This is a genomic window from Arthrobacter sp. MDT2-3 (assembly GCF_059090465.1).
In genome coordinates this window covers 841,424-853,581 of sequence record NZ_JBNHFS010000001.1, presented here as the reverse complement: position 1 = coordinate 853,581, position 12,158 = coordinate 841,424, and the positions used below count along the sequence as shown (strand labels likewise).

General features: G+C 64.7%; 10 protein-coding genes. 8 read left to right on the top strand and 2 right to left on the bottom strand.

Annotated elements, in window-relative coordinates; genetic code table 11:
- Positions 1 to 88: 88 nt before the first annotated feature.
- Positions 89 to 994, bottom strand: coding sequence for a helix-turn-helix domain-containing protein (locus AC5RUQ_RS03935; protein ID WP_493946088.1), 906 nt, complete (start codon positions 992 to 994; stop codon positions 89 to 91).
- A gap of 196 nt (positions 995 to 1,190) precedes the next feature.
- Here AC5RUQ_RS03935 and AC5RUQ_RS03930 point away from each other — a divergent pair, with 196 nt between their 5' ends.
- The 8 genes from AC5RUQ_RS03930 to AC5RUQ_RS03895 all read left to right on the top strand — a co-directional run bounded on the left by AC5RUQ_RS03930 (position 1,191) and on the right by AC5RUQ_RS03895 (position 10,897).
- Entirely contained in the window at positions 1,191 to 2,012 is an 822-nt protein-coding gene (locus tag AC5RUQ_RS03930; RefSeq protein ID WP_493946087.1) for an aldo/keto reductase, read from the top strand.
- A gap of 68 nt (positions 2,013 to 2,080) precedes the next feature.
- The gene (locus tag AC5RUQ_RS03925) at positions 2,081 to 3,052 is read left to right on the top strand and encodes an aldo/keto reductase (protein ID WP_493946086.1); all 972 of its coding nucleotides are present in this window, start codon (positions 2,081 to 2,083) and stop codon (positions 3,050 to 3,052) included.
- On the top strand, positions 3,046 to 4,074 hold the full coding sequence (locus AC5RUQ_RS03920) for an SDR family oxidoreductase (protein ID WP_493946085.1): 1,029 nt from the start codon (positions 3,046 to 3,048) through the stop codon (positions 4,072 to 4,074). The genes AC5RUQ_RS03925 and AC5RUQ_RS03920 overlap by 7 nt, the downstream gene beginning before the upstream one ends.
- Positions 4,075 to 4,231: 157 nt before the next feature.
- Complete coding sequence (locus tag AC5RUQ_RS03915; RefSeq protein ID WP_493946084.1) at positions 4,232 to 6,784, top strand: rhamnogalacturonan lyase; 2,553 nt, start codon at positions 4,232 to 4,234, stop codon at positions 6,782 to 6,784.
- Between the two features lie 32 nt (positions 6,785 to 6,816).
- A complete protein-coding gene (locus tag AC5RUQ_RS03910) occupies positions 6,817 to 7,650 on the top strand; it encodes an aldo/keto reductase (protein ID WP_493946083.1) in 834 nt (277 codons plus the stop codon).
- A 133-nt stretch (positions 7,651 to 7,783) separates the two neighbouring features.
- On the top strand, positions 7,784 to 8,050 hold the full coding sequence (locus AC5RUQ_RS03905) for a GlsB/YeaQ/YmgE family stress response membrane protein (protein ID WP_493946082.1): 267 nt from the start codon (positions 7,784 to 7,786) through the stop codon (positions 8,048 to 8,050).
- Positions 8,051 to 8,165: 115 nt separating this feature from the next.
- Complete coding sequence (locus AC5RUQ_RS03900; RefSeq protein ID WP_493946081.1) at positions 8,166 to 8,720, top strand: hypothetical protein; 555 nt, start codon at positions 8,166 to 8,168, stop codon at positions 8,718 to 8,720.
- A gap of 260 nt (positions 8,721 to 8,980) precedes the next feature.
- Complete coding sequence (locus AC5RUQ_RS03895; RefSeq protein ID WP_493946080.1) at positions 8,981 to 10,897, top strand: HNH endonuclease signature motif containing protein; 1,917 nt, start codon at positions 8,981 to 8,983, stop codon at positions 10,895 to 10,897.
- 364 nt (positions 10,898 to 11,261) lie between these two features.
- On the opposite strand, the gene AC5RUQ_RS03890 is transcribed toward AC5RUQ_RS03895, so the two are convergent.
- On the bottom strand, positions 11,262 to 12,086 hold the full coding sequence (locus AC5RUQ_RS03890) for a putative protein N(5)-glutamine methyltransferase (protein ID WP_493946079.1): 825 nt from the start codon (positions 12,084 to 12,086) through the stop codon (positions 11,262 to 11,264).
- Positions 12,087 to 12,158: the final 72 nt, after the last annotated feature.

Sequence of the window (12,158 nt, the reverse complement as noted above, 5' to 3'; positions counted from 1 at the left end):
AAGGCTTGCTGTCCTGCCCAATGGGCTCGTGGCCAGAATCCGTCCGTACGGCTGGTCAAACGCACAGCGGAGGCGGCGCAGGCAGCAGCTAGCCGCCGCTTTCGGCAACGGTTGCAGGGGCGTCCGCCACGGCACTGCGCGGCTGCTCCGGATTCGCTACCGCACCGAGGCTGCCGAGCAAGGCAAGGGCATCGGCCGACGGCGACCCGGGCCGGGCGGAATAGACCCTAAGCGTCTGGTCGGGATCCTCCGGGAGGACAAGGTTCTCAAAGTTCAGTTCCAGGTCCCCGACGGCGGGGTGGTGCAGACGGACGGTCCCTGCGGACCTGGTTGCCACGCGATGTCCCGCCCACCATTGCCGGAAGTGCTCGCTGTTGACCGCCAGTTCACCCACAAGCTGGTTGGCCTGGGCGTCGTTGGGATGCCGGCCAACGTCAAGGCGGAGCGCTCCGGCGGCTTCTGCAGCCACCGTCTTCCAGTCGCGGAACAGCTCCCGGGCTGCGGGGTCGAGGATGAGCCAGCGGGTCAGGTTCCTTTCCGCCACCGGGAGCGCCGGAAAATCGGTGAAGAGCAGGAACGCCAAACGGTTCCCGGCCAATACGTCGCTCCGGCGCCCCAACACCATCGCCGGCACGTCTCCCACGGCTTGCAGGAGGTGGCGAAGGGCCGGGCGGACCGACTGCGCCGTTTGCCCGGCTGAGCGCGGGTTCGCAGCGCAGTTCTCCAACAGATCCATCATGTGCGCCTGCTCGCTGCTGCTGAGGCGGAGCGCCCGGGACACGGCGTCCAGCACTGTGCGCGAGGGGTGGATGTTCCGGCCCTGTTCGAGGCGGACGTAGTAATCGGTACTGACTCCCGCCAGCCTTGCCACTTCCTCACGCCGAAGTCCGGGCACCCTGCGGGCCCCGGAGGTGGGCCCCGCCCCTGCATCCTCGGGGCTCAGCCGGGAACGCATGGCTTTGAGGAATTTTCCGAACTCGGCGCTTTGACCCATGCAAACCATTGTGACCCGCGCTGTCCGGCAGCTTCTACAACGAAGGTAGGACTGGCAGTCCTAGGAAAAACAAGATCAGCCTTGCTTACTGACATCCGAGCCAAAAGTGCATAGGCTCAGTAACGAGCCAGCGGAAACCGCTTTCTCGGCGTCGAGCCACCGGCACCCACACCCGCACCTTTCAAGGAGCCCCACTATGTCAGAGCTGACACTGAACAACGGCGTCACCATCCCCCAGCTTGGTTTCGGTGTTTTCCAGGTACCGCCCGAAGACACCCAGCGGACTGTGGAGGACGCGCTCGAGGCCGGATACCGCCACATTGACACTGCTGCCGCATACCGCAACGAGGCCGGCGTCGGGGCAGCGATCGATGCCACCGGCATCCCCCGCGAGGACATCTTTGTGACCACGAAGCTCCGCAACGGCGAGCAGGACCGGGCACAGGAAGCGTTCCAGAACAGCCGTTTAGCACTTGGCCTGGACTACGTCGACCTTTACCTCATCCACTGGCCCGTCCCGTCGCAGGGCCTGTACGTCCAGGCCTGGAAGGAGATGGAGCGGCTGTACGAAAATAACCAGATCCGTGCAATAGGAGTCTCCAACTTCCTTGCCGGCCACTTGGACGACCTGCTGGAGTCCGCCGAAATTGTCCCCGCCGTGAACCAGATCGAGCTCCACCCCAGCTACCAGCAGGCGGAACTGGCGGACAAGTGCCGCCGCCTGGGCATCGCGGTGGAAGCCTACAGCCCGCTGGGACGGGGCGCAGACCTGAACGGTGATGCCGTGACAGCCATTGCCACCGCCCACAACGCCACCACCGCCCAGGTGGTGCTCGCCTGGCACCTGGCGGCCGGCAACATCGTGATCCCCAAGTCCAGCCAGCCTGCCAGGATCCGGGAAAACTTCGCGGCCTCGGCCCTTACCCTTTCGGATGAGGAGCTTGCGGCCATCACCGCGCTCGAGTCCGGAGCGCGGCAGGGCTCGGATCCCGCCGTCGCCTCCTTCACCCAGATGTAGTCCATCCAGCTGTAGCCCACCCAGCTGAGCCAGGGCCCCGACAGGCCCTGCCACGAAAGGATCCACAAATGCAGTACACCCATCTGGGCCGCTCCGGCCTGAAGGTTTCCCGGCTCTGCCTGGGCACCATGAACTTCGGCCCGCAGACGGAGGAGTCTGACGCCCACAGCATCATGGACTCCGCACTGGACCATGGCATCAACTTCTTTGACACTGCCAACGTGTATGGCGGAGCCGGGCATCGCGGCTGGACCGAGGAGATCATCGGCCGCTGGTTTGCCAAGGGCGGCGAGCGCCGGGAGCGCACGGTGCTGGCCACCAAGCTTTACGGAACCATGACGGACCGGCCCAACGAATCAAAGCTGTCCGCGCTGAACATCCGCCGCGCCCTGGATGCGAGCCTGAAGCGCCTGCAGACGGACTACATCGACATCTACCAGTTCCACCACATTGACCGGGACACCCCCTGGGACGAGATCTGGCAGGCCATCGACGTGGCCGTCCAGCAGGGCAAGATCCTGTATTCCGGCAGCAGCAACTTCGCCGGCTGGCACATCGCCCAGGCGCAGGAGGCCGCGCGGCGGCGCAACTACACAGGGCTGGTCAGCGAGCAGTCCATCTATAACCTCTTTATGCGCCAGGTGGAGCTGGAAGTCATTCCGGCGGCCCAGCAGTACGGGTTGGGGCTCATCCCTTGGTCGCCACTGCAGGGCGGACTCCTGGGCGGGGTGCTGAAGAAGGAACGGCAGGGCGTCCGCCGGACCGAGGGGCGGGCGGCCGAGACCCTGAAGAAGCACCAGGACCAGATCCAGCAGTACGAGGACTTCGCCGAGGAGCTGGGCCAGGAGCCCGGTGACGTCGCCCTCGCCTGGCTGCTGCATCAACCCGTCGTTACGGCGCCCATCATCGGGCCGAGGACCCAGGAACAGCTCGACGCCGCCGTCCGTGCTTTGGATGTCTCGTTGGACGCCGATGCGCTCAAGCGCCTCGACGACATCTTCCCGGGCCACCGGACGGCGCCGGAAGACTACGCGTGGTGAACCCACTCGTTCGCGAAGCCGACACGGTGGCGCCGAGGAGCATCCTCTTCATCGGCGGCACCGGGGTCATCAGCGCGACGGCGGCGGAACGCGCCGTCGCGCTGGGGCACCGGCTGACAATCCTCAACCGGGGCCGGTCCACGAGGCCGGTCCCGGAAGGGGTGGAGACTCTGCGCGCGAACGTTCGGGACGTCTCCGCAGTCCGGGAAGCGCTGGCGGGACGCGAGTTCGACGCTGTCGCAGACTTCATTACCTACAAGCCGGACCAGGCCAAGGCCAGCCTCGACCTGTTCGCCGGATATACCGGCCAGTATGTGTTCATCAGCTCCGCGTCCGCGTACCAGAAGCCGCCAACCCGGCTACCGATCCGCGAGTCCACGCCGCTGAAGAATCCCTTCTGGCAGTACTCACGGGACAAGATTGCCTGCGAGGAGCTGTTCTACGAGGCTTACCGGGAACAGGACTTCCCGCTCACCGTGGTGCGCCCCTCGCATACCTACGACCGCACCAAGATTGCCATGGTGGGTGGCTGGACGGACATTCACCGAATGCGGGCCGGGCTGCCCGTCATGGTGCATGGCGACGGCACGTCCCTCTGGACCCTCACCCACAGCAGGGACTTTGCGAAGGCCTTCGTGGGGCTGCTGGGCCGGCCCCAGGCTGTTGGCGAGAGCTACACCATCACCTCTGATGAATACCTGCCTTGGAACCAGATCTACCAGCTGTTTGCCCGGGCGGCAGGCGTGCCGGAGCCGGAGCTGGTGCACGTGGCTTCTGAAACCATTGCTGCGCACAGTGACGAACTTGGACCCAACCTGCTGGGCGACCGCTCCCACTCTGTGGTTTTCGACAACACCAAGATCAAGTCCCTGGTGCCGGACTACTGCGCCACAATCCCGTTTGCTGACGGAGCCCGGGAAATCGTGGACTGGTACGACGCCAATCCCGGACTGCAGGTTATTAACCAGCAGTTTATGGACCTCAGTGACCGGTTGACCGGCTGGGCCCGCAGCGGCGCCTGACCCTCCGTGAGGCCTCGTCCGGCTTTTCCGGGCGGGGCCTCTACAACGTTCTAAATAGCGACTTTCCTTCCGCGCCGCAAGGGCTTGTTTAACCCACTACCCACCACTAGGTTACTGGGGAAGCGTTTTCCCAATCTCAAGTTGAAAGGATTCACCGATGAATCCGAGCAGGAACTCTGCCCGCCTCCTTTCGGCAGGTGCCTTGGGCCTTGCCCTCACCTTCGGCTGCCTCTCCGCCCCCGCATCCGCCGTCGAACGTTCCCCTAAGCCCGGCACTCCCGGCGTCCAGCTTGACCACCTTGACCGCGGCCTCGTGGCTGCCAAAACCTCCGAAGGTGTCTTCCTGAGCTGGCGCCTCCTGGGCCACGAAGCTACCGGATCATCCGCCACGGGCCTGACCGGCACGGACTTCAACGTCTACCGTGACGGCCAGAAGCTGGCCACGGTCACGGACAGCACCAACTTCCTCGACCCCATTGGGACAACCGCGTCGGGATACCAGGTGCGGGCCGTCGTCGGCGGCGTTGAACTCGACCGCAGCGCCACCGCCACCTCCTGGGGCGGCAACTTCAAGGACATCCCGCTCAAGAAGCCTGCCGACGGCGTCACCCCCACGGGCCAGGCATACACATATGCCGCGAATGACGCGTCCATCGGCGATGTGGACGGCGACGGCCAATACGAGTTCATCGTCAAGTGGGATCCCAACAACTCCAAGGACGTCTCCCAGGTGGGCTACACCGGGAACACCTACGTGGACACGTACAAGGCTGACGGCACCCTCCTCCACCGGATCGACCTCGGCGTGAACATCCGCTCGGGCGCCCACTACACCCAGCTCCTGGTCAACGACTTCGACGGCGACGGCCGCGCGGAGATGATGATGAAGACCGCCCCGGGAACCAAGAGCACCAACTTCAATGCTGACGGCAGCGTTGCCTCGGAAAGTTTCATCACACTGCTGCAGTCCGACATTAATGCCGGCTACGCCAATTCCGACGACTACCGGATGAGCGCCGCTGACTACTACCAACACGTGGTGAAGACGTTCCAGGACTGGATCGAACATCCGGAAGTGAAGGCCGGCAACTGGCCAGCCACCCTGGAGGAAGCGTTCGGGATCGCCCCGAAGTACCAGTACCCCCTGTCCCAGGCCGACGCCCAAGCACTGACCGACTACTTTATGGACGTCTACGCCCCGGCGCGCAGCGCCCGGAACAACCTGCGCGCCTTCGAGGGCTTCATTCTCTCCGGCCCGGAGTACCTTACCGTTTTCGAGGGTGCCACCGGCAAGGAGTTGAAGACGGTCGCCTACGAGCCCGGCAGGCACGACGACGGCCTGATGTGGGGCGATTACGCCATGGCCCGCATCGAACCCGGCAACCGCGTGGACCGGTTCCTCGCCGGCGTCGCCTACCTGGACGGCACGAAGCCGGCAGCCGTGTTCGCCCGTGGCTACTACACGCGCAGCACGCTGGCTGCCTACACCTGGGACGGCTCCAACCTCTCCCCCGTGTGGAATGTGGACTCAGGCTGGACCCCCATGACCAACCCGTTCAACGACGGCCCCCATGGCCGGAACGGCACCGATCCTGAGTTCGGAACGCTCACCACGCAAGGCTTCCACTCCCTGAGTGCCTCGGACGTGGACGGTGACGGCAAGCAGGAAATCGTCTACGGCTCCGCCACGATCGACGACGACGGGTCGCTTCTCTACAGCTCCTTCGACACCATGCCGGCCGGCAGCGCCACGCCAGGGGAAGAAGCGCGCCTGGGCCACGGCGACGCCATGCACGTCACCGACATTGACCCCGCCCGTCCTGGCAAGGAAATCTTCAGCGTGCACGAGGGCGGAACCTATGCCCCCTACGGTTACGCAATGCGCGACGCCGCTACCGGCGAGGTGCTGTTCGGCGCCTACTCCGGCAGGGACACCGGCCGCGGCATGATCGGCGACGTGGATAAGACTGTCCCAGGCATCGAGAACTGGGCCATCGGCATGCAGTCAGCCGACGGCCGCAAGCTCTCCTCCACAGGCCCCGGTACCAACATGAACATCAAGTGGGCCGCGGACATGACCACACAGCTCGTCAACGGCTCCAGGGACCAGACGCCCTCGATCGACGACTGGAAGCGCGGCCGGCTCCTCACTGCTACAGGCACCCGCACCAACAACGACACCAAGGGCAACCCGAGCCTGGTGGCGGACGTGGTGGGTGACTGGCGGGAAGAACTGCTGGTAAGGACCGTGGACAGCTCGGCCCTGCGGATGTACCTCAGCACCGAAGTGACAAACCACAAGCTCTACACGTTGATGCACGATCCGCAGTACCGCGCAGAAATTGCACGGCAAAACACCGCCTATAACCAGCCTGCCTACACGGACTTCTATCTCGCCTCCGACATGGACTTCGCTGACGTGCCCCTGCGGGCGGCGTGGCTGCCGGGCAGCGTGAAGGCGCTGCAGCACGTCCTGGAAGACCTGGTCGAGTCAGGGGACGTCGCAGGACCGGTAGGAAGCCAATTGACGGCGAGCATCCAGCAAGCGGCGAAGGCAGTTGAGGACGGCGACGAAGCCAGGGCCGCGCAGGCACTGCAGCGCTTTACGGACTTCCTGGGCCAGCAGAAGGGCCCGGACAAGGTATCGGACACCGCACGCGTGGCCCTGACCTACAACGCCGAAAACATCCTGCGGGCGTTTGGGGACTAGGACGGGCAGCACATAAGGGAGAGACTGTTGCAATGACACGTGCACCGCTGATCAAACTCAACGACGGCTACTCCATTCCGCAGGTGGGTCTTGGCACCTGGCCGCTGGACGACGATCAGGCGGCCACCGCCGTCGTACAGGCTCTGGAAGCCGGGTACAGGCACATCGACACTGCCGTGAAGTACGGCAACGAACGTGGCGTGGGCAACGGTATCCGGGCCAGCGGGGTGGACCGGGAGGAGTTGTTCATCACCACCAAGGTGGACGGCCAGTTCCAAGGCAACGACCGTGCAGTTGAAGGGCTGGACGGGGCGCTGAAGCGGCTGGGGCTCGACTACGTGGACCTGTTCCTGATCCACTGGCCGCTTCCGCAGCGCGATGAATATGTCTCCACCTGGAAGACCTTCGAGCGGCTGCAGGCCGAGGGCAAGGTCCGCTCCATTGGGGTGTCCAACTTCAAGCCCGCCCACCTGGAGCGGCTGATGGCGGAGACAGAAGTAGTGCCCGCGGTGAACCAGATCCAGTTGAACCCTGCCATCACCCGGTCGGCAGAACGCGAGTTCCATGACAAGCATGGGATTGTGACCCAGTCCTACAGCCCGCTGGGAGGGGACGGCGCCGGCCTGCTCGGTGCGCCCATCCTCTTTCAACTTGCCGAAAAGCACGGAAAAACCCCTGGTCAACTGGTCCTTCGCTGGCATGTTCAAAACGGAATTGTAACGATTCCGAAAACGTCGAATCCGGACCGGATGAGGGAAAACCTGGACATCTTCGATTTCGCCTTGGATCTGCAGGATTTAGCGGAATTATCGGTCCTGGACGAGGGCCCCGGCGCGGGCAACGATTCTGACGTTACAGGGCACTGAAACGGGCCTGAAGTGCGCTTTTTCCTGAACCCGGGGTTGGCAAATAGATAGTAAGCATGATTACTATTGAGGCAGAAGGATGAAGTGCTTCCGGGATCCGGAGGCCTCCTTTACTTAGGAAGAGGAACAAAAAATGGGATTCATTGCATTTCTAATTCTCGGACTTATTGCTGGTGCGATCGCTAAGGCGATCCTTCCGGGCCACCAGGGTGGCGGCTGGCTCATCACCCTCGTACTGGGCGTCGTCGGAGCACTCCTCGGCGGCTGGATTGGCGGAATGATCTTCGGCACCGGACTGCAGGAGTTCTTCTCCCTGCAGACGTGGCTGCTGGCCATCGGCGGCGCGCTTATCGTGCTGCTGGTGTACGGCATGGTCACCAAGCGCGGTGCGCGTCGCTAACTAACTAGCGCGCAAGCCAGGAGACCGGCCTGGGGACACCATCCCCAGGCCGGTTTTCCCATCTCCCGGCCTCTCTGGCCGGAAGTGAAACCCTCTCAGGGAGCAGGAGTTCATCATGAAAAACAAACTTCTTTTGGGCGTTGGAATTGCCGCCGGATACGTGCTTGGGTCGCGGTCCGGCCGGGCAGCCTACGACAAGCTCAAGGCCCGCGCTGCCGGCATCTGGGACAGCAAGCCTGTCCAGGACAAGGTGTCCGTGGCCACGGAGGCGATCAAGGAGAAAGCCCCGGAAGTTGCGGATCAGCTGACCGAGGCGGCCCGCCGCGCAGGCACCGTCATCGGCTCCGCGATGCACCGTGACGGGTCGTCCGGGGACGGCAAGTCCTCTACGTCCGGCGACGCCACGACAACGGGCTCCGCCACCGGACCGGCCGGGACTACCGGTACCTCCGGCGGTTTCGGCGCTACCGGCACATCCGCTACGACGGATACGCTCGGGACTTCGGCCACCTTGGGAACAGCCGGTACACCCGGTACACCCGGCGCCGCGGGGACGTCCGGAACGCTTAGCGACGCGGAGCTCGGCGAGGACCACATCCCTGCCCACAGCACGCACCCCGAGACCCACAACCTGGGAACCACCAGCGACGAACCGGACTCCAAAGCGTAGTCGCGCCCGTCCTTTTCGTGGCGGTTCCACTTGTCCTCCTTTGTGACATGAGGCCGCCTCGTTGATGTGCTACAACTGAATGGCTTTGCTGGCCGTCGCGATCCTTGGGGGACGCGGCGGCCAGCGGCGTTTGACCCACCGATAGTGCGTCCTGCCCTCCCGATCAAGCTGAAACTCCCGCATATCCGGGACGAGGCTGGTTTATCCACATAGCGTCTTTGGCTGGCACTTTTGTCAGTGGTCTTTGGCAGAGTTGTCCTATGGAAGCCAGTGGGGATCAGCTTGCGGAGTACGGCGGTTCTACCGTTGTGCTGACCCGGGCTGGCAGCGTCTCCTCCCGTGGTTCCAAGGCGTCCGACGGCGGCCCCGGCCAGGGTTTTGCGGGCCGGGGCCGTGCCGTTCCCGGCCTGCCCACGGTCCACGCGGCTGCGCCCCTTCCTGTGGCGGGGCATGCATCGGCGCCCCTCCCGTCGGCGCGCCCTTCCAGTCCTGATCAGCCCCTTGTTGCGAAGTCACCCCAGCGTGGCGACCCGTTCAGTCCAGATCAGCCGCTTGGCCTGAGCGAGATCAGCGGACTCCTGGCCGCTGCCGCGGCTGCCGCCCCCAGGATTCTCGCCGCCGCTGACTACGTCGAGGCCGCCGACTTTGCCGGGCGGGTCGAGGACCTCTCCCGGTCCGTGGAGTACCTGCAGATCCTGGCCGCCGGGACGGTGGACCACACCCGCACGCAGGCCATTGCCGCGGCGGACGCCGCCAGGGCCAGCCGCTCCCGCACGGGCAAGGGCTGGGTCACCGGCTGGGACAACGGCGTGGAAACCCTGAACGAAACCCACACCGCCTGGCCCGGAGACTCTGCACTCAACAATTCACCGGCCAGCGGATCAGCGGCAAGAGGCGCGCGGACGCAGATCGAGACGGACAGCCCCGCCCGGGTAATCACCTCCCCGGCTGATGACGGGTGCGCGACCACCGCAGAGTTCCTGCGCCAGCGGCTGCGGATCGGCAAGAGCGAAGCCCACCGCCGCCTCGCCCTCGCAGCGGACATCCTGCCAACAACTACCCTCACCGGCGACACCATCCCGGCCACCCGCGAACACCTCGCCGCAGCCCTCACACCCACACCCGCACCCGCCGGCAACCTCCAGGACACAACGGACACCACCGACGCCGCCAGGGACGGCAGCGGGGAAACACCAACCGCCTGCAGCGCCGCCAGCCCGGCGGTCTCCTCCCGGGCCGGGACCATCATCGCCCTGACCCTGAACCGGCTCCGTCACCTCGTCACACCGGAGCGGCTGGCGCTGATCGAGGAAAACCTCACCACCACAGCCGCGACCGCGGACCCGGACTTCGTCGCCCGCGTCGCCCGCCGCTGGGCCGACACCATCGACGCCGACGGCACCGAACCCAGCGAAGAAGCCCTCCGCCACACCCAAGGCGCCTTCATCCGCAAACCCCGCCACGGCCTGCACCACATCGAAATCTTCGCCACCACCGACCAGTACGAACACATCCTCACCGTCATGAACACCGCCACCAACCCCCGCACCACCCCACCCACCACCACCGGTGCAGGCACTGGCGCTGCTGCTGGTACTGGTACGGGTACTGGTACTGGTACTGGTACGGGTACGGGTACTGGTACTGGTACTGGTGCTGGCACTGATTCCTGGCGGGACGGCGATGTGGACCTGGACCGGCGCACCCGGCCACAGAAACAGCTCGAGGGAATCGTCAGCGCCGTCAAAACCGCCCTGGCCACCAACACCCTGCCCGCCACCGGCGGCAACCGCCCCCAGATCATCGCCACCATCAACTACCAGGACCTCCTCCCCCACCCCGAACATCCCAAAACCACCGGCACCGGCAACGGCACCGGAAACTTCGCCTTCACCGGACCCGTCGCCGCCACCACAATCCGCAAAACCGCCTGCGACGCCGACATCATCCCCGCCCTCCTCGGCACCCACGGCGAACTCCTTGACCTCGGCCGCAAAACCCGGCTCTTCACCCCCGCCCAACGCCAAGCCCTCACCGCCCGAGACCAAGGCTGCACCTTCCCCAACTGCACAGTCCCCGCCCCCTGGTGCGAAGCCCACCACATCACCTACTGGTCCCACGGCGGCCCCACCAACACCGACAACGGCGCCCTCCTCTGCTCAGCCACCACCACCTGATCCACAAAGAACAATGGACCATCACCACCATCAACAACACCCCCTGGTACACACCCCCAAAACACCTCGACCCCCACCAAAAACCCCAACAAAACACCTACTTCAAACCACCACCCCCACCAACACCCCGGAAATGAGTGTGGGCTTCTGGGCCTGAGTGGCCCTTCTGGCCAACAATCAACTCGGTAATGCCACTTCCCGCCCCGGATGCCGAGGTGGGGGGCGCTGCAGGATCCTTCCCCCCGGTTGCCGCGGCCGCGGACGCTGCAGGAGTTACTGCAGGATCGGCTGCACGAGTGTTGGCCCCAGATGTTGGAAAGCTCCGCCCCGAAGCGAATGGCGCCGAAGGCTCCGGAAGGTGGAACTATGCCCTTGGAGTGCCCGCCACAACTGTGCCGTCCAGCTCGTCGGAGTGGACAGTCCGTGTCCCAAGCCCTGCAGCAACCATGATTGCGGCGGTTCCAGCGGCCTGGCGCTCACTGGTTTCGATGACGAGGTGGCCAGCCGGATCCAACCATTCAGTAGCTTCTTCGATCACCCGCCGGTGCAGGTCCAGTCCGTCGGAACCACCGTCGAGCGAGATCTGCTGTTCGTAGATCCGGGCTTCGGGCGGCATTGTCGGCAGCACGCTTGTGGGCACGTAGGGAGCGTTCACCACGATGAGCTGAACCCGCCGCATAAGCCTGGAAGGAAGTGCAGCATACAAGTCACCTTGATGGACGTACCCGCCCACCTTTGAAACGTTCCGGCGGGCACACTCCACTGCAGCAGAATCAATATCCGCCGAGTGAAGTTCCCCTACGGAAACTTGGGAGGCTACGCCCACGCCCACGGCCCCTGATCCGCAACAGAGGTCCACAACGACGGGGGATACCGACGGGCCGGGCGGCCTCAAGCTGTCCCGCAGCAGCGAGGCAGCTTCAGAGACGAGCAGTTCGGTGCGTCGTCGCGGCACAAAGACACCTGGGTCAACGGTGACCCGGAGTCCACAGAACTCCGCCCAACCAAGGATGTATTCAAGTGGTTCACCGGAAACGCGACGCTCCACCCACTCGAAAAGCTCAGCATGGCCGGATGCTTCCGCCAGGAGGAGTTGCGCCTCGTCTTCGGCGAAGACACAGCCAGCTGCCCGCAGCATGGACACAAGCTCGGCGGAAGTGGGCGAAGCAAGTGAGTCAGCAACCGGCATAAAGCCCTTTCGGTGATCCGGTGGGGATCCCTCTCATTACCGGGCGAGGAGGCCCGCACGGCGCAATAGGAG